At 40.3% G+C, this 18,318-nt stretch carries 17 protein-coding genes and 3 pseudogenes; all 20 read right to left on the bottom strand.

All coding sequences use genetic code 11. From position 1 onward, the window contains the following. Nucleotides 1-30: 30 nt before the first annotated feature. The 20 genes and pseudogenes from FGQ53_RS00380 to FGQ53_RS00265 all read right to left on the bottom strand — a co-directional run bounded on the left by FGQ53_RS00380 (nucleotide 31) and on the right by FGQ53_RS00265 (nucleotide 18,219). Nucleotides 31-1,737, bottom strand: coding sequence for a DNA topoisomerase 3 (locus FGQ53_RS00380; protein ID WP_138335102.1), 1,707 nt, complete (start codon nucleotides 1,735-1,737; stop codon nucleotides 31-33). Between the two features lie 91 nt (nucleotides 1,738-1,828). Continuing rightward, a complete protein-coding gene (locus FGQ53_RS00375; RefSeq protein ID WP_138335101.1) occupies nucleotides 1,829-3,436 on the bottom strand; it encodes a CD1107 family mobile element protein in 1,608 nt (535 codons plus the stop codon). Then, complete coding sequence (locus FGQ53_RS00370; RefSeq protein ID WP_138335100.1) at nucleotides 3,414-3,644, bottom strand: conjugal transfer protein; 231 nt, start codon at nucleotides 3,642-3,644, stop codon at nucleotides 3,414-3,416. The genes FGQ53_RS00375 and FGQ53_RS00370 overlap by 23 nt, the downstream gene beginning before the upstream one ends. Before the next feature lie 15 nt (nucleotides 3,645-3,659). Next, on the bottom strand, nucleotides 3,660-5,741 hold the full coding sequence (locus FGQ53_RS00365) for a CHAP domain-containing protein (protein WP_138335099.1): 2,082 nt from the start codon (nucleotides 5,739-5,741) through the stop codon (nucleotides 3,660-3,662). Between the two features lie 6 nt (nucleotides 5,742-5,747). After that, nucleotides 5,748-8,180: a VirB4-like conjugal transfer ATPase, CD1110 family gene (locus FGQ53_RS00360; protein ID WP_138335098.1), complete on the bottom strand. Its 2,433-nt coding sequence runs from the start codon at nucleotides 8,178-8,180 to the stop codon at nucleotides 5,748-5,750. Then, nucleotides 8,083-8,481: a PrgI family protein gene (locus tag FGQ53_RS00355; RefSeq protein WP_000542588.1), complete on the bottom strand. Its 399-nt coding sequence runs from the start codon at nucleotides 8,479-8,481 to the stop codon at nucleotides 8,083-8,085. The genes FGQ53_RS00360 and FGQ53_RS00355 overlap by 98 nt, the downstream gene beginning before the upstream one ends. 3 nt (nucleotides 8,482-8,484) lie before the next feature. Beyond that, complete coding sequence (locus FGQ53_RS00350; RefSeq protein WP_000573637.1) at nucleotides 8,485-8,751, bottom strand: hypothetical protein; 267 nt, start codon at nucleotides 8,749-8,751, stop codon at nucleotides 8,485-8,487. Nucleotides 8,752-8,763: 12 nt separating this feature from the next. Then, nucleotides 8,764-9,626 (bottom strand): annotated as a pseudogene (locus FGQ53_RS00345) (VirB6/TrbL-like conjugal transfer protein, CD1112 family). A gap of 12 nt (nucleotides 9,627-9,638) precedes the next feature. Further along, nucleotides 9,639-9,731, bottom strand: a pseudogene (locus tag FGQ53_RS11800) (Maff2 family mobile element protein); the annotation flags it as partial. A 90-nt stretch (nucleotides 9,732-9,821) separates the two neighbouring features. After that, a complete protein-coding gene (locus FGQ53_RS00335; RefSeq protein WP_138335097.1) occupies nucleotides 9,822-11,435 on the bottom strand; it encodes a DUF4368 domain-containing protein in 1,614 nt (537 codons plus the stop codon). A 140-nt stretch (nucleotides 11,436-11,575) separates the two neighbouring features. Beyond that, nucleotides 11,576-11,773, bottom strand: a complete 198-nt coding sequence (locus tag FGQ53_RS00330) for a transposon-encoded TnpW family protein (RefSeq protein ID WP_087216728.1) — start codon at nucleotides 11,771-11,773, stop codon at nucleotides 11,576-11,578. A 12-nt stretch (nucleotides 11,774-11,785) separates the two neighbouring features. Beyond that, on the bottom strand, nucleotides 11,786-12,625 hold the full coding sequence (locus tag FGQ53_RS00325) for an ATP-binding protein (protein WP_138335096.1): 840 nt from the start codon (nucleotides 12,623-12,625) through the stop codon (nucleotides 11,786-11,788). Next, a complete protein-coding gene (locus tag FGQ53_RS00320; RefSeq protein WP_024738893.1) occupies nucleotides 12,622-13,365 on the bottom strand; it encodes a phage replisome organizer N-terminal domain-containing protein in 744 nt (247 codons plus the stop codon). Before FGQ53_RS00320 ends, FGQ53_RS00325 begins: the two co-directional genes overlap by 4 nt. Next, nucleotides 13,355-13,549, bottom strand: a complete 195-nt coding sequence (locus tag FGQ53_RS11795; RefSeq protein WP_138335095.1) for a hypothetical protein — start codon at nucleotides 13,547-13,549, stop codon at nucleotides 13,355-13,357. Before FGQ53_RS11795 ends, FGQ53_RS00320 begins: the two co-directional genes overlap by 11 nt. Before the next feature lie 186 nt (nucleotides 13,550-13,735). Next, the gene (locus FGQ53_RS00305; protein WP_110441880.1) at nucleotides 13,736-15,352 is read right to left on the bottom strand and encodes a relaxase/mobilization nuclease domain-containing protein; all 1,617 of its coding nucleotides are present in this window, start codon (nucleotides 15,350-15,352) and stop codon (nucleotides 13,736-13,738) included. Further along, complete coding sequence (locus tag FGQ53_RS00300) at nucleotides 15,324-15,722, bottom strand: plasmid mobilization protein (RefSeq protein ID WP_138335144.1); 399 nt, start codon at nucleotides 15,720-15,722, stop codon at nucleotides 15,324-15,326. The genes FGQ53_RS00305 and FGQ53_RS00300 overlap by 29 nt, the downstream gene beginning before the upstream one ends. Before the next feature lie 623 nt (nucleotides 15,723-16,345). Beyond that, nucleotides 16,346-16,537, bottom strand: a complete 192-nt coding sequence (locus tag FGQ53_RS11790; protein ID WP_000841357.1) for a hypothetical protein — start codon at nucleotides 16,535-16,537, stop codon at nucleotides 16,346-16,348. 131 nt (nucleotides 16,538-16,668) lie between these two features. After that, nucleotides 16,669-16,866 (bottom strand): helix-turn-helix domain-containing protein, encoded by a 198-nt coding sequence (locus FGQ53_RS00280; RefSeq protein ID WP_001909500.1) that lies wholly within the window; start codon nucleotides 16,864-16,866, stop codon nucleotides 16,669-16,671. Next, a pseudogene (locus tag FGQ53_RS12175) lies at nucleotides 16,859-17,281 on the bottom strand (sigma-70 family RNA polymerase sigma factor). Before FGQ53_RS12175 ends, FGQ53_RS00280 begins: the two are co-directional and overlap by 8 nt. A 170-nt stretch (nucleotides 17,282-17,451) precedes the next feature. Beyond that, nucleotides 17,452-18,219, bottom strand: coding sequence for a class I SAM-dependent methyltransferase (locus FGQ53_RS00265; RefSeq protein ID WP_000456787.1), 768 nt, complete (start codon nucleotides 18,217-18,219; stop codon nucleotides 17,452-17,454). Nucleotides 18,220-18,318: the final 99 nt, after the last annotated feature.

The raw sequence follows: 18,318 nt of genomic DNA, 5'->3' as shown, positions 1-18,318 counted from the left end.
GAACAAGATTAGCTCTCATTCCCCTAAAAATTATTTACGATATATCCCTACTGTTTCTCTTATTTCATTCTCAATACATTTTAAGAAATCATCCTTATTCGCCTTTCCATTAGCAATATCAGATAGTTTCATTTCCCATTCAGCAGTAGTTTCTGCCGATTTAAAAGTATCTGAAACAATAGTCACCAAACTAATTCCTTTATTGGTTGCAATTAGATTCTTTTTATCTCTTTCGATAAAACCTTTGAAAATCAAGTTTTCAATAATACCTGCACGAGTTGCCGGTGTGCCAAGTCCTTTTCTTTCTACCTCAATGCCTTTTTCTAAGGCGTCATTACCCGCTACTTCCATAGCCTTTAAAAGTGTATCTTCCGTAAAATACTTAGGTGGTGATGTATATTTCTCTTTTACTTCTTTATTTCTTATCTCAAATACTTCGCCTACCTTTACACCTGGTAGTAATGTATCTTCAGTTTTCTTAGTTTTATATTCTTTTAAATACTTAGTGAATCCCTCATCAATAATCACTTTGCCACTACTACTAAATTCAAAACCATCAAACTCAGCAACAATTTTTGTAGTATTTTCTACTAAAGGGTATCCAACACTTGCGTGGAGTTTATTTGTTATAAGTCTATATACCTTTGCTTCACTTTCTGGAAGAGTTGAAATATCTTCTTTTAATGAGCTGATTGTTGGTATAATCGCATGGTGATCCGTAACTTTTTTAGAATTAAACACTATCTTAATTCTTTCAGTATCAAAGTCATTCTTGCCTAAGATATTATTAATGACGCTTGTAATCATATCTTCAGTCAGGCATCTACTATCAGTTCTTGGATATGTTATAAACTTCTTCTCATAAAGACTTTGAGCATAATCAAGTGTCTGTTTCGCACTATATCCAAAATACTTGTTGCATTCTCTTTGAAGTGTTGTAAGGTCAAAAGGTAACTCAGGCTTTGTTATCTTTTCTTTTTGAAAGACATCAGTAATTTCTATGGAATTACCTACTAAATTGATAAGCTGCTCTGTGGTAGTCTTGTCATCAATTCTGTCTGTAGAAAGTGAAAATTTATCTAAAGAAAGCTCAACTGTATAATATTTTTCTTTCTTGAAATTACTGATTTCATCATCCCTATTTACAATCATTGCAAGTGTAGGTGTTTGTACTCTTCCCACACTATAATTTTGCTTATACAGGCAAGAATAAAGCCTACTAATATTCATCCCGACTAGCCAATCTGCAATCGCTCTTGCCTTGGCGGATTCAAATAAATCATCGTAGTAACTTCCATCTTTTAAGTTATTGAAACCATCTTTAATTGCACTATCTTCCATTGATGAAATCCAAAGTCGTTTCATCTTCTTTTTACAATTTGCTTGATTATAGACAAGTCTAAAAATGCTTTCTCCTTCACGACCAGCATCACAAGCATTTATTACATTCTCTATTTCTTTATCATTCAATAGTTTCTTCAAGACACTAAATTGTTTCTTAGTAGATTTTGAAACCTCATACTTATACTCACTTGGAACAATCGGTAAATCTTCCATATTCCACTTAGCATACTTTTCATCATAGCTATCGGGATTTGCCATCTGAATCAGATGACCTACGCACCATGATACCCTATATCCACTTCCCTCATAGTATCCATCTTTCTTTTTTGTAGCTCCTATCACCTTTGCAATTGATATAGCTACACTCGGTTTTTCTGCAATAACTAAATCCATATTATCTCCAATCTTTCAAATAAAATAAGGCGAAAGATAATACTCCCTCGCCTTTAACTTGCACCCAAAATCATATAATTTATGGTGCATTTTATTCTTCATCTTCTTCGATTTCTTCAACCTCTATTTCTGATGTTTCTTCACTTTCATCAGCTTCTGAGAAAAAATCATCGTCATCATCTTCTAATGCTTCAAGTTCTTCATTCTCTTTCTTTTTAACAACCTTAAAGTAATAACCTGCACCTAATGCTCCAGCTACTACAAGAATCAGAATTAAGTATGTTCCCATATTACTACTTTCTTCTTTTTTCACTGGTTTAGGCTCTTCTTTTATTGGATCTTCCTTTACAATCTCCTTTTGTGTTTCTTTCTTTTCAACCATATTTAACAAATCATCTTCTGAAACTTCTGTTAAAAGCATTACATTCTCGCTATCTTCATCATGATTAATGATTAGATGAAAAGTCTTTCCATTTTTAGTTGTAAAAGTTACAAACTGTCTTGCGTCTGCTGAATACATATCCGTAGACTTATTATCTTTACCATCGTTGTGGTGAATTGGATAATCTTTGTTTGCATTATCCTTATTCTCTATAACAGATCCTCTTGCCTTTGATGGTTCTGACTCTACTCCTTTATTGGTATTTACAGGCTTACTTGTTCCATCCATAGAAGACGTATCTCCATTACTTGAAGTCTGTTTAGGTGTTAGCTTATTCGGATAACGGATTTCCTGTTTCTCCTCTTTTTTATCTGACTTAGTTTCTACCTTGTTTTCAGTCTTAGATGTCGGTGTTGAAGTATTACCAGAAGCATCGCTACCTTTTCCTGTATTTATAGGTGTGCTTGGAATAAATTTGCTAAAAGATTCGTTATTTTTCGGTACTGGATTTGAGATAGTTGAATTAGAATTAGTCCCTATCTTATTCATGGAATTGAGCTTTTCCTGTAGTTCCTTAGTCTTCTTTTCTAACTCTTCAATAGATTTTTTAAGCTCAATATTTTCTTTTGATGAATCAACAGAGTCCTTGTCCTTTTTGATTTTCTTTTCCAAAGACTCAATTTCATCTTCTAAATTTTTGATTTTATCTTTTTGCTTATCACTTAACTTATCTTTATCCTTAAGTTCCTTACTAAGATTATCTACCTTTTCTTTTAATTCTTTAGACTCCTTATCCATCTTATCTAAATCATTTTTGGCAATATCAGTCTGTGTTGATGAATCTTTCTTAGTTTCTTCTGTTTGAGTGGCTTTATCCTGTTTTACTTCCTCAAGCTTCTTTTCTTTATCTTTCTCATTTTCAGTCTGAGTTGCTTTATCTTTTACAATCTTTTCAATCCTACGGATAATCTCATCTTTTCCATCACCTTTGACTTCATAATAAAGAAAATCATCAATGAATTTCATATCGTCAGGTAACATTGGCAAATCACCACTATCAAGGATTTGTCCTTTATCCGCTTTTATAATTTCCTCTTTAAATACTTTCTCGTCTGAAAATACATATTTAATCTTTACTTCAAATTTCTCTTCCGTTTCTGCAAGAGCTTCAATCGGATTAAGCATTGAAAGTACAGTTCCATCTTTTGCAAATACAATCTGCTTATTTACAGTCATCACACCTATAATTGAAACCAAAAGTAACGCTGCTCCAATAAGTGCGGCCAATACTTTCTTATTCTTTAATTTGCTTTTCATTACTATATTTCTCCTTTTCTTTTTTCTCTTTGAACATCTTCACTAATTCCTCAAGAGTGATATTGTTCTCTCTACAAATCACTACATATTCTTGGTCTAATAGTTCTTCTTTACGAATAAATAAAGGCTCTAAATCTTTATCGATCTGAGCCTTCTTATCTAATAATTTTTGAATTTTTTTATTAACAGTATTCAGTTCCCTATTCACATTTTCCACTCCCTTCTATCTTTGTACGTTTGGTGGAAATCCAAATCCTACTGGATGGTGTTTACAGAATGTTGCAATCCAATCATCTAAGGTTGTTACCCTAACTACTCCGATATTATCCATTACCTTACCATCGCCAATATAAATTCCGACATGACCATAAGTCAGTCCAGCTTGTCCACCGCTACTGCTACTTTCAACTGCTACAAGCATTCCTACTTTTAACTTTGATCTATCAGAAGTAAATGTATGGTTTCGGTACATATCATTAGCATTACCTCCGATATATCCAAGACCTGCATTTTGATAAACCTGAGAAACCCACATTGCACACCAACCTGCTCCAGGTGATGGAGTAATATATGCTGCATTTACAATTTTCTTTTGAACATCAGACGATGCTTCGTATTCTTTTCCTCCACCTATGCCACCATTTGCAGTAATGAGATTCGTGTTGCCAAACATTTCACCCATATTCCCCTGTGCAAGGAATAGTGTTTCATAATGCTTTAAATTATCTGGATACTTTGCGAAGACTTCTCGAACCACACTATCCATTTCCCTTTTACTTAAAGTAACAATGAGTTTTCTATACTCATAAGGTTCTTCGTGGCTCTCAGTATATTCATTCCCATCTTCATCAGTGTAAGTTTCAGTTACAGACTTATATCTTATCTCTATTTCCTCTTTATAATCGACATTGTACATAGTCTTAAATAAGTCATCTAAAATATTACTAACTTCAGATAAACTCTTTACTTCACCACATCTTGAAGTGATATAGGATAAAAGTTCATGAACATTATGACCAATATCTCCATTTTTTCTTACGATATATTCATCGTATCCGGGATTATTCTTTTCTACATTTTCAAGCTTGCTATATAAGTCATTTTCCTTGTTTGAAAAACTTTGATTAATCTCAGTTAAAACATTTGGTCTTGATAAATATGATGTTGTTAAAACACTGCTCGTAGAATTAGCAAATCCACCCATTGTCATGCTTGCAAAGTTAAATACAAAAGTTCCAAAAATAATTATGGCAGCTACTACTATTGCTGCCACTTTTGCTTTTCTTATGATGAAGTCTTTAGATACCTTAAATGTATCCATCAGTGTCTTTTTAACTCTATCTCTAATTCTTGTCTTATTTTGTTTATAGATAGCTAACTTCATCTGTTTCTTCTTTTGAAACTTTTTATAAGCATTTGCTTTTTTATATTGGTCGGTCTTCTTAACCTCGTCCATGCTCTTTCTAAACTGAAGCTTAGATTTTCTACTTTGGATTTTCCTATCGCTCTTTTCTAAATCATATAGCTTCTTACTTTTTCTCTTGTTCGAATAATTCTTTACACCATGAATAAGTTTAGAGGAACTTCCTAAGCCTTTTTCAGCAGCTTCAACCGATGCATTTTCATCACTACCAGATGATAGAAAATTACTTGTAACCTCACCAAGTTTTGCAGCTCCAATCACACTTCCACCGACTAAGGTTTCCTTGTTATACCTTTTATAAAGCTGATTTTTCTTTTCCCTATCTTTGATGAATTCTTTACCAGTGTTAGAAACGTTAATATTATCTTCCTTTTTCTTATCTGCCCCTTTTCTTGTAAAGAGCTTATCCGAATAGTTCTTTCTTTTAAGTGATTTCTTCTGCTTTTCATGAAGTTTGGATTTTTTATTACCTAAAGGCTCATAAGATACATCGCTATCTCTAAAGTCATTATCATATCTATCAATAACACCATCACCATCTTGGTCTTTTGCTAAAGGATCATAGATACGATTTTCTTTAACCTCTGTTTGATAATCTGACTTGGCTACTTCGGCTTGAAAACTGTTACTTCGAATATTTCTTTTTATAGCATTTTTGCTCTTGTTACTTGTTTCTATTTCACTAGTAATATCCGTTCTTTTACTTATCTTCTCGTGAATTTTATCTTGAAACCTTTTTTCTTCTTTAACTACCTTATCCCTGTAATCATCTCCAGTTTTCCTTTTGTAATCTAGGACATCATCTGTTTCAGCCTTTGTGATTATTTTTTCTTCTCTTGCCCTTAACTTTTCATTCAAATCTCGCTTTCTTTTTTTACTCATAAGATGCTACCTCACTTCTTCAGGTTTTGTAGTCATCTTTTGATATAGAATTGTGTCTTTAGGGAAGTTATCTACAAATGGAACAATGGTATTTCCAAAGAAAATTAAGCCTTCTCCTGCCCTTGAATTGGTAACGAATTTTTCCTGATCTTTTGAAATTTTAAGCTTTACAACAAGCCAATCTCTATCACCTGTTGCTTGATTTAGCATTAAGATAAAATCCGTATTATCAAAAATATTTTCAATTTCTTTACTTGCAAGTAGGTCTTTTACATTTTGGGTAATACCTGTTGGAATACCGCCCCATTTTCTAAATCTCTTCCAAATTTCAACAGAATACTGAGAAGTTTGCTCGTCTTTTAAAAGCAAGTGAAACTCGTCAATGTAGTATCTTGTGCTTTTTCCTGTGTTTCTATTTTGCGACACCTTATTCCACACCTGATCTTGAATAACAAGCATTCCTATCTTTTTAAGCTGTGTTCCAAGTTCTTTAATATCAAAGCAAATGAGCTGCTTGTTTAAGTCAACATTTGACCTGTGATTAAAGACATTAAGAGAGCCTGTTACATAAATCTCCATTTCCGTTGCAAGTTTCTTTCCTACTTTTTCTTCCTGATTTCTTAACATATCATATAGGTTTTGAAGTATTGGCATATTCTCTGGAACTGGATTTTCAAAATATTTCTCGTAAATCTTAGGTAAGCACCTATCTATAACAGACTTTTCTTCTGCTGTAAGTCCACTACCACCAACTACAAGTTCAAGCATAGACATAATAAAGTTTGCCTTATCCTTAAGTGGTGCGTCTCCATCTCCATAGTTCATATTTATATCTAGGGGATTGAGATAGTCTTTACTCTTTGCACTAACCTTTATGACTTCTCCCTTAAACTGTTTAACAAGATTGCCATATTCGCCCTCTGGATCACAAATAATGACATCATCATCTGTTGTAAGAATAGCATTTGCCATTTCACGCTTTGCGGAAAAGGACTTGCCAGAACCAGGCGTACCTAAAATTAAGCCATTTGGATTTTTAAGCATTTTTCTATCCGCCATAATGAGATTATGGCTTAAGGCATTTAATCCATAGTACAAGCTATTTGATGAGTTTATGAAAAGCTCCTCTGTTGTAAATGGTAAAAAGACTGCTGTAGATGATGATGTTAGTCCCCTATCTATTTCAATCTTATTTACGCCAAGAGGTAATACACTGATAAAGCCTTGTTCTTGGCTATGATCTAAGCGTTTAATCTTACAATTATGTTTACTTGCAATAGATGAAATTTGAGAAATAGTCGTATCAAGTTTTTGTACTGTCCTTGCAAAATTCATAAAGACAATCGTTACGATAAACATACGCTCATCCCTTGTCTGAAGGTCTTTTAAAAGCATCTTGATATTATCTCCATAGGTAATTAAATCACTTGGCAATATGTCCATATCATAGCCACTTCTAACTGCCTTTTTATTTTCCTCAATCTTCATCTTATCAATATCTGTATTTTTTCTTTTCACCATTTTAATAGCTTCTGTCTGCTCAACTGCCTTGATATGAAAAGAAATATTGATATTATCATCTATATCTAAAAATTCTGCAAGCATTCTATCCGATAGCTCACTTGCAAGTATTTGAAGATGACTAACAGCTCCAATATATTTTCCAAACTTAAAATACTTACTTGGTACAAAATTAAAAGAATCTGGTGTAATCACCGTCTTTGTACTTTCTCTTGGTTTTAAGTCTTTATAGGAAAAAGAAAAGAGCTTATCTGGATTTAAAATATCATGCAATACCTTCAGTCTTTCTGCTCCAGTTAAGCCCTCAGCACGAACTCCCATACTCTTTAGATTTGATAATATATCAATCTCAAGTCGCTCAAGTTTTGCAGTCGCTTGCTCCAAACTATCCGCTTCAACTCCAAAGGTGATATACTTCGATTTCTTTAAACCATTATTTCCCTTTGCAAGCTGACTTTTTAACATCTCACGAAACTCTAATCGAATATCATCATAACCATCATTTTTATCCGGTATCTGAATAGCTGCTTTTAATTCATTATTTCTTCCAAGCTGATTGATATATGAAAACTCAATATCTACACTTGGATCAAAAGAGTTTAAAACATTCGCAAATTGATTGAAAATCAAATCCTTATCTTCTTCTAAGGCAAGCTGATAGTTTATATCCTGAAATGCAATACACTTATTATAGTGCTTTTCATCAAGCTGGCATATTCCACTTTTTAGCATTCTCAGATAAGGTATTGTGTCTTCAACAGTATATCTCTTAGGCTCTTTCTTAAATATTAAGTCGATTAGAGAAGCTTTTTTCTTCTGCTTAGTCAGCTTTTCTTTTTTCAGGTTTCTTTTGTTTTCCTTTAATACCTTTTGATTTTTTTCTAATTGAATTTGCTGTAATTTTCTTTTCTTGTTCAAGGTAAACCTCCTTTCTCACTCGCTTCTGTGGTTGATAAAACTTGTGTAGATATATGTGCTTAAAATATTTCTCAAAGGTAAGTCCATCTTTTTCAAATAGTGTTACAAAGAAGATTGGAAGCGTTGATACAATTAAAAACAGTATCGCTATATCATTTGGCATAAACTTTCTCATAAATAAATAGACTGGTATACCAACCAGTCCAGCAAGTGTAAATCCAATTAATTGTCTTCTTGTAAGGTTAAAGGCTACCTTTGTTTTTACCTTTTTTAAATCTTTGGGAATTGGTACATAGCCCATAGCTTACCTCCCATCTTCTTTTTCCTTTGAAAATGCTTCAAAATGTTCATAGCATGAAGCAACCTCATTTCTCATCTCTTCTAATTCTGACTCAATGAATGCATTTTTCTGCTCTTGATAACAAAGAATAGATTTCACATCATCTCTTGTACTTTTTACTTCATCTTCTAAATTCTTTAATTTGTTCCTGTTAAAAATCGAGATAGCAAATGCTCCAATTCCTACTGCAATAATTGAAACAGGAAACAACTTTTTCTTTACTTCTATCATTAAAAATCCTCCTTAATGTGCGTTTAATACACTCTTTGCAAGCGTTCCACTCTTTAGCATCATTAGACCAAGAAGTAATGCATAGCCTAATATCATAAAGGTGCTTGCATGAATGTCCGTTATCTTTATCGTCTTTACTAAAACTGCGTAAATACCCAAGCATATAATCAAGAATAAGCCTTGAAGCCCAATAGCAAATAGACCTTTGATATAGTTTGTTCCAATTTGTCCCCACTCCTTATTTCCCATAGTGGCAAATGGAATTGCTGAAACTGAACAGTAAACATATATCTCAAACATTCTGCCATAGACAACTAGCATTATGACTACCGACATAACCTGTATTGCAACTTTAACAAGCGAGGTTTCAAAGAGTATCATCACCAGTTCTCCAAGTCCTTTGTCTTTTAATCCCTCAACCATCTGAACAATTTGATCACCTGAAACGGTAGCAGAAGTATTGATTACTCCTGCCGCCTGATTTACAAGGTGTTGTGCAACATCAAATACTGCCATTGAGAATGTAAAGGCATGAGATACTAGCCATACCGCTATCCACATCTTTATCATGTATTTAAAAAACTCAAAGGTATCTGTATCGTGCATATTATTCTTTTGCATAACCATATTATCAGTTCAATACATAAAACTGCTGTAATGATTAAACCTGCAATTGGAATAATGACACTATCATTGATACTCTTAATAAAGTTAAATACCTCTGAGTTCCATCCCATTGGTGTCTTGCCTATATCGGTTGCTACTGCTCCGACTTTATCATTAATGTCGATAAACATTGACTCAAGATTTGCTTGGATACCTCCGAGAAGAAGCTCTTTAAAAAATTCCTCTATCTTATCGAAAATACCAAACATAAGCTACTCTCCTTACTTCAATACATTTGAAAGTAATGGGATTAGTTTTAAGCCGATTAGAACGATGCCTCCACCAGCCATTAGCTGCTTAATGCCCTGAGATTTTGTTTGTGTGTGATAAAGAAGCAATAGAAGTGTAAAATTTTTTTGCCGTTCCCATCCGGCACTTAGCTACTGTGTCGGATAGGTCGGGCATTATTCGTCGGGAAGTTCTACCTTGCCGACAAAGCTGTAATAAATATCAATGTCCTGTCTGCGTGTGCCGTTCTCGTCATAGCTGCACTCATGGACAACGATTTTTTCAATAAACTCCCGCAGCAGGGTATGGGTCAATTTCTCAAAGCTGGTGTACTTGCGGACAACTTTCATAAACTTTTCCGCATTAACCGTGGCTTCCTGTGCCTTTGCCAGTTCCGCTTGCAGTTCGGCGGCACGGCTCTTGACCTGTTTCTGTTCGGCTTCATAGTCTGCGGAAAGTTCCGCAAAGCGTTCATCAGAAATACGCCCAGTCACACTGTCCTCATAAAGCCGCTTGAAGATAGCGGACAGCTCCGCAATCCGCTTTTCGGCTGCGTCCAGTTCCTTTCGCTTGGCGGCGTTCCGGCGTTTGCCGCCGTCCTCGTTCTGCTCGATCAGCAGCTTCATAAACCGGGCTTCATGCTTTGCCGCATAGCTCGTCACTTTCCGTAGATTGGAGAGAACGCCCGCAGTCAAAAGGTCGGTGCGGATAAAATGTGCGGTGCAATCGTGGGTACGCTTCTTGTAGTTGCCGCAGATGTAGCAATCCTGCTTTCGGGTTTTGTTCTCGTATCTCTGCTGATAGAGGACGCTTCCACAATCGGCGCAGAACAGTAAGCCGGAGAACAGACCGACTTCATCATAGCGGTTTGGACGCTTGCGCTGCTTGCGTAATTCCTGCACACGCTCCCATGTAGCAAGGTCAATGATTGGCTCATGGGTATTCTCGAAAATGACCTGTTTTTCTTCGGGATTTTCCACGCTTGATTTGACCTTGTAGGACACTTTCTCGGTCTTGAAGTTTACCGTATGCCCCAGATATTCCTTGCGTTCAAGGATATGGACAATCGTGTTGGTCGCCCACTTGTAGGGATAATCGGGGTAGTAACGGCGTGTGCTGCCTGTCCTGCGGTATTCCAATGTACCCGGTGTTGGGATTTGCTGCTCGGTCAATACACGGGCGATTTTGGTCGGACCGTTCCCAGCAAGGCACAAGCTGAAAATCTGCTTGACGACCGGGGCAGCTTCTTCGTCCACGATAAAGCGTCCGTCCTCGCCTTTGAGATAGCCATAGACCGGCTGACTTGTGATAGGCTTGCCACTCATGCCTTTGCTGCGGAAAACAGCCTTGATTTTCTTGCTCGTATCTCTCACCATCCATTCGTTGAAGATATTACGCAGAGGGGCAAAATCATTGTCGCCCTGTGCACTGTCCACTCCATCGTTGATAGCGATAAAGCGAACGCCCCTTTGTGGGAAAATCATGTCCGTATACATTCCCACTTGCAGGTAGTTTCGCCCTAACCTCGACATATCCTTTACGATAACTGTCCCGACTTTTCTGGCTTCAATGTCCGCAAGCATGGCTTGGAAACCAGGTCTTTGAAAGTTCGCACCAGAATAACCGTCGTCCGTGTACCAGCGCAGATTGGAAAAGCCGTTCTGCTTTGCATAGGTTTCAAGGATACGCTTCTGGTTGGAAATGGAATTGCTCTCGCCTTGCAGCTCGTCCTCATGGGAAAGTCTTGGGTAAAGGGCGGTAATTGGTTGTTGGTTGGTCTGTCTTAACATAAAATCCTCCGTTTCCGACAGCCAGCCCCACTATTCCGTACCTTGATTGTACCACATGGGGCGGCTGTCTGTATAGCTGGTAAATGTGAATTTGCTTCTTTATCGCCCGTCATTATGACGATTTTTTACAATTAGGCTTATCATACAGTATAACTTGGCTTGTGTGTAGCTGCGGTTTCCGCTTCAAGCACTTTCATCATCTTGTCGGCTGCGGTGGCTGTGGTATCTTTCTTGAAAAAGCCGGACACAACAAGCACGGTGTTACCCATGCGGATCTCCGTCACGCAGTCCGGGCGGCGGTCGGTGCGGTCATTGTTATTCTGTTTGTTTTCTGTCATAGGCAACTCCTTTCACTTCAACAGTTCTTTTAGTCCATTGAGCTTGGCTTGTGCCGTTTCCTTTCGGAAGTTCTCGCCTGTAAAGAGGATAGGCAGACACATTTCAAGCACTCGGTCATAGATACGGGCGTGGGCGGTGTCCTGTGGATTTTGCAGTTCCGTAAGGCTTAGATTGGTGGTGACAATCAGCGGCTTTCGGCTGCGGTATCGGCTGTCAATTACATTGTAGACCTGTTCCAAACCGTACTCTGTGCCACGCTCCATACCAAAATCATCAAGTATCAGCAGAGGGAAACGGCAAAGACGCTCGATATATTCGTTTCGCCCCTCAAAGCTGGTAGTTAAATCATTCAGTATCGCAGAAAAGTTTGTCATGCGGACGGAGATTTCCTGTTCCATAAGGGCATTGGCAATGCACCCGGCAAAATAGCTTTTTCCTGTGCCTACCTTGCCCCACAAGAGCAGACCATAGTTGTTTTCTCTCATCTGCTCCCAATGCTCCACATATAAATGTGCCTTGCTCATCTGCGGGCATTTGCCGTTGTCATGTGCAAAAGTCCATTCCTGCATGGTGAGGTCGGTAAAGCCCCGGCGTTTCAGTTCCATAACGGTGTCAAGGTGTCGTCTGCGTTCCTCGGCGGATTCACATTCCAAACGCTTCTCCCGTTGGCAGTCACATTCTGTCGGGTGCTTGTCATGCCCCAACCATGCGGCGGTTTCTTTGGGAAAGTAGGCTTCTTTCGCCGTGCGGCACTTGCCGCAGTAAAGCAGACCGTCCTCGCCCGTGTAGTCCTCCGGCTCTGCGGTAGTAGTCATCATATTCAAAACGGTATCGGTAAAAAGTTCAGTCATAAACTCTCGCCCTCCTTAAAGGTGTAATCGGGTATGCCTTTTTTCGGCGGTTTCTTGGCTTCGTCCTCCTGCGCCCACTTGTATATCGTGGCTGCATGGCTGCGGTATTTCGTTCCTTTGGACGCTATATGAGTAGATAAGCGGTCAATATAATACTCCCATTTGTCGGGCAGTTCCGCTTTCAGCTCGTCCAGTTCCGTATCGGAAAGAAAAACATTGTTGTATCTGCCATAGCTGCGGGCAGGGGCTTGTCCCGTTTCTAACTCTCTCTCTTTTTCTATCTCTATATCTATCTCTTTCTTTATCTCTATCTCTGGTGGACGAATGTCGGACAAATGTCCGCCGTTTGTCCGGGGTGGTGGCAAAGCCTTGTTTGCAAGCCTTGCCGCCCGTTTTCGTTCCGCTTCGGTAGAGGATTGCCCTATCATCAGTTCAATATCGGTCATGTAGAGTAAGCCGCCGTGTAGCTGCTCCACAAGCCCCAACTGCTGAAAAATCCCTAACGCCCGTTCCACCGTGCCTACCTGCTGACGGGTAAGAGTGGCGATCATCTGTGCTGTGTAAGGGATATTCTCGTCAAGCTGCAACTTGCCGCCGTTTTTCAGCGATTTTAAGTACAGCTTCAAGAGAATGTTGGAATAGAGAATACCGTCCGGCATACTCTCCAACAGCACGATAGCGTCATCATCAAAATAGCTTTCTTTCAGTTTGAGGTAGTAATATTTGCGGTTATCTGCCATAGGCGGTGTCCTCCTTTGGTTTCCAACGCTTGGAGTAATACCGGTGGCAGAGGATAATCACGGTTCGGAAACTCTGCTTGCAATCGTGGGTGCAGCCCCGGCAAAGGTCGTTATAGGTAATTCGGTTTCGGTGGTTGAGGAAAAAGCTCCATTCAAACCGCCGTTTGTTGCTCATGCGTGGCATTGGTACGCTCCTTTCTGCCGTTTCCGTGGGTATCACGGATAGGGCGGGAAAACTGTATCTTCTCGGTATCATTTTCGGGGATTTTTTGCCCTGTACGCCCTGCTTTGAGGTCGGGGAGTATTGCGGATAGGGGGTAAGGGCATATCCCTGTTTTTGTTTGGTTTCGGTATCATTTCGGGGCGGTTTTTAACGCTCCTGTTCATGCTTTTTCTGTCGGCTCGGCTCGCCGTGGTGCATTTGGGAAAGATTGCTTTTCATGGTCTGCAACTCCCGGACACGCTCTTTATTTGCCCGGTACTCGTTGTAAAGGGCGTTCTTCTCGGCGGTAAACTGCTCGATTTCAGCCTGCAACGATTTATAGGTGGGCAGCTTGGTAATGCCTTTTTGCCGAAAATATCTTACGGCTGCGTCTGCTATGATAAAGTCGCTTTCATGCTTTTCCCGGTAGGCTTTGCGTGCCTTATCGGTTTTCTGCTTTTTCAATCCGTCACGCACATCTCTTGTCTTGGCATAGGCAAGCACCTGTTTCTGCAAGTCCTTTTTCTCACGGATAGCCGTTTCAATGGGCTTCAGCTTGGCGGTGCTGCTGTGTAAATCCGCATTGGCAGACACAAGGGCTGCGTCCAGTTCATCCGGGGTAAAGCCGTATTGCTCCATAGCGGCAACAGTAGCCGCCATCTGTTTGAGATTGTGGACAGCCGCCCAACGGTCATAGCCGATACCTTTTCCCTCGGCTCGCTTCGCCGCACGGTCAACCATTCTCTGAATGTTGCCTGTCGGGGCGATTTTCTGCGTTTTTCCTCGCTCTGTGCGGTTTGTTTCAGCGGTATGGTATTCGGGTATGGGTACGGTCTTTTCGGCGGCTCTGTGGGCGTTCTGCTCCAAAAGAGTAAGAACAGCAGCACGGTCAAAATCATCTCCCAGTTTTCGGGCGGTAATGGGTTTCGTTCTGTCCGGGGTAAGGTAGGACAATCGCCCTCGGCTCTCTTTGACGGTCACGCCCTGTTGCAGAAGTAAAGCGGAAAACTCGTCAAAGGTGGTCGCTTCGCTCATGGCATTCCGTATGGTCTGTCGCAACTTCGCCTTGTCGGTTTCAAACTTGGTCTGCTTTACAGGCTTCCCCTCGGCTGCAAGGGCGGCATTTTCCTTGTCAAGTTTGGCTTGTCCTTTTTTATGCGCCCAATACTCACGCTCGGTAATGCGGTTTTTGCTGCCATGCAATAGGTCAATCTGATAGAGATTTTCCCGGTGGCACATCTCCATGACCTCGGCTTTGAAGTATTCCATAGCAGCGTCCGTACAGCGGTGCTTGCACCCGGCACGGGTATCTGCCGGTCTGTCCATGTAGGGCAGTAAGGGTACTTCCTCAATACGCAGAGAATTGATAACAATGTGAACATGGATATTGCCGCTGTGGTTGTGTCCGTCCGGGTGGGTACAGACAATGGCTTGGTGTCCTGGGAAATGCTCGGCACAAAATTCCTCGCCCAATGCTTGCGCCCGGTCTACGGTCAAGCCGTTGTCCGCTGCGTCCCGTGGGTCAAAGGAAATGATATAGTGGTGGCTTTTCACATCTTCCCGTTTTTGGTTCTTGCCGTATCGGAGATTTGCCCGCATACAGGCAACGGCAAAATCTTCCTCGCCGCAGTTCAGCGTGGCTATTCGGTAATCCTCCCGGAGTATGAGCCGCCCGGCTTCGTCAAGGGTGGGCTTCATGGTAAACTCGTCATGCTCAAAGGTTAGATACTGCTCGGCTGCACCGTAGTCCGCATTTTTAGAGCTGATATGCTTGAATGTTGCCAACAGCGTCACCTACCTTTCGCAAGACTTCAAACTTCAAGGCGGCAAGGTCGGAAATGGCGGCTCGCACTTCAACGGACAGCGTATTGTAGGGCGTTCCGTATTCGTTGAGGGCACGGGCGATCTGATTAAGGTTGCCGCCGATTTTTCCGTATTCGGCTATCAACTTTCCAATAGCGGACAGCAGTTCATCATTGACCGGGGAAACGGTAACAACGGGGCGAATGGTCGCCCTTGTAATGGCTTGTCGGATAAACTCGGCTTGGCTCATGTCATAATTCTTTAGCCGTTCCGTGAAGTCGGCATATTCTTCTTCGGTAATGCGTGTCTTGACTACATGGCTTCGGTGGGGCGTATTGTATCGCTTTCCTATGGGTATCAACTCCTTTCACTTACCGCCGTTTTGTGGGCGATTTTTTAAGTATTTTTTGGTGGGATTTTCAAGCGGCACAAGCCGCATAGCAGGGTTTGGGGAAGGCACTCCCCAACAAGATTCCCGTAGGGGCAAAATGAGCGATAAGCGAATTTTGGTACTGCGGTAGAATCTTGCTCTAAGTAAGCCGTAGATTTCCCCTTGCACTTACTACTCGTATAGCTGCCGCCTGTTTTGGCCGGATTTCTGCAAAAATCTTACGGCGTGGGGCGATTTTTACCCGCAGTTCTTTCTTTCCGCTAAAGATACATTTCAAAGGCCGCCAGCTACCCGCTTGCCGGGAATTTTCTCAAATTTTCCTTTGCCTTAGAAATACAGAAAATGCAGATTTGGCTACCGCCGCAGAAAATTTTTTGTTTCCGGCTTCACCTACCTACTACGGATGACTTTGCGATTTTGCCAAACGGATAAAGAAAAAAGCAGCAAATCTTTTTCAGACTTACTGCTTTCGCTGGCCGCCGATGGGCGGTGGATATTCAGTTTTGAAAGTTCAGGTCAGGTTGGCCCGATGATGGATAGCACAATAAATTCCTGTTTTCCCTTTAAGGCATTGTGCATTTTTTCTATTTCTCTTGATGATTATTTTTTTCATAATCAATCAATGTACCTATAACAATTCCAATCAACATTCCGATACCTGCACAAATAGAAATAGCAAAAAGATTTTGCAAAAACGCCCATGCCAACACACCTATGCAACCACCGACAATAAATCCTGTTAATAAGCCAATAGTTAAGTATTTATTACTTTTCATATTGCTATATCTCCCCTAAAAGTATATTTGTCGTTGGTTCTATTATACTATGACCTGCTTCCTTTAGGAATAGATGAATTGTAAACTGGCTGGAGTGAAACCGCTAATGACAGCCAGTGTTTGTTCTTTGTTTATCGGTCAAAGCGAAATTTGAACAGGGCGGCAATGAGCTGTTGCTTTATATGTTCCTCAACTTCGGCGTTGACTTTCCCGTGTACTTTGGAACAGTAGCGGATATATCCGGCATAGTGGGAAAGAATGGTGTCGATTGCGTCCGGGTCGCCCTCATGGGCTTTGACGATTGTTTCATAGGGGAGAAGTTTACTCATAGTCATTTCCCTCCATGAGCCGCCTTAACCGCTGCAAGGCAAGCCGGATATGCCGCCCCGCTGTGCTGCGTGTCCGGCCAATATGTACGCCGATCACTCGCTGCGGCTGGCGCAGGAAATAGTAACGAAAAATTTCTTCCTGCGTCTGCTCCGGCAAAAGGGCAAGGGCGGCGGCAAGCTCCGCATGATACAGAACGGCGGTCTGGCCGCAGGCGGTAAAAAGATATTCTTCAAGCTACTCCGGCTCGGCAAGCTGGACAAACTTTTCACTCATCAGATAATCAAGGGAAACTTCCCGTTCCCACCTCCGGCGCAGCTTCAAGATTTTATCTATGGCTGCGTGACGAATGACTACCTTGCAAAAGGCATTGAATGTGTACTGGATATGCACCTTGTAGGCTTCATCTTCGGTCATGGAAATTCCCCCTCTCTGAATAATAGTGCGGGGCGGCAGTACTCCTTGCTGTCGCCCCTTGATTGCCTACCAGCAAAGACGGGCGGGGCTGTCAACGACGGCGCGAAGCGGCGTTCATTTTATCGTTGACTGGCTCGGCTGGGTTTGCTATTTACCCGACAAACTTGAATTTATTTTAAGCTATCACGTTTTACCTTCTTAAGCCTTACTATCATTACCATAGGAATTTCTTTGTTGGTTTTGAAACATTCTTCATAAAATCCATCAATGACAAATCCAGCTCTAAAACAAAGGTTAAAAATATCTTGTATGGAACGATGATAATAAATCTGCTCTTTCGGTTGCCCTTCAATCGCTATATCATAGTAACTGTGCGGTGTCATATATTTTTCAGTCAACGTGACAAAACAAGGGTGTTGCGTTGCAAAGACAAAAATTCCGCTTTCCTGCAACAGTTCATAAACAGCCATAAGAAGTGGTTCAATGTCCGTAATATCCATAATTGCCATATTAGAAACTGCTTTCGTAAAGGCTCGATTTCTTTTTAATTCTAATATACTTTTTCTATCGGTCGCATCCGCCACACAAAATTCAATTTGTTTTGCATATTGTGATTGCCGTCTTTTAGCCAATTCTATCATTTTTTTGCTGTAATCAAAAGCGACAACCGAAGCACCTCTTTGTGCAAGATACGAAGAATAATTTCCATTGCCACACGCAATATCCAAAATGTAATCCGCAGGATTAGGAGATAGAAGTTCCGTTACTTTGGGGCGCACTACCTCTCTGTGAAATTCATTAGATTCGTCACCCATTGCATTATCCCAAAATTGTGCGTTCTCCTCCCAGATTTTTTTACTTTCCTCTGTTCCCATGTTCTCTCCCACTCCCAAAATTTGCTTTTTTGCTTCCATTAAATCTTCCTTACTATATTCCATTGTTACCCTCCATAACTTCTGATTGTTGTCGTCTTGACTATTATGTATCTTTTCTTTCCAAAATGGTATAGGCTTTTATTTTTGTAATGCTGCAAAACT

Origin of the sequence: Streptococcus mitis (assembly GCF_005844455.1) — a bacterium.
In the GTDB taxonomy this organism is placed as follows: domain Bacteria; phylum Bacillota; class Bacilli; order Lactobacillales; family Streptococcaceae; genus Streptococcus; species Streptococcus mitis_BF.
Note: the sequence above shows the minus strand (reverse complement) of the source record. Positions and strands in the feature narration are given on the sequence as shown.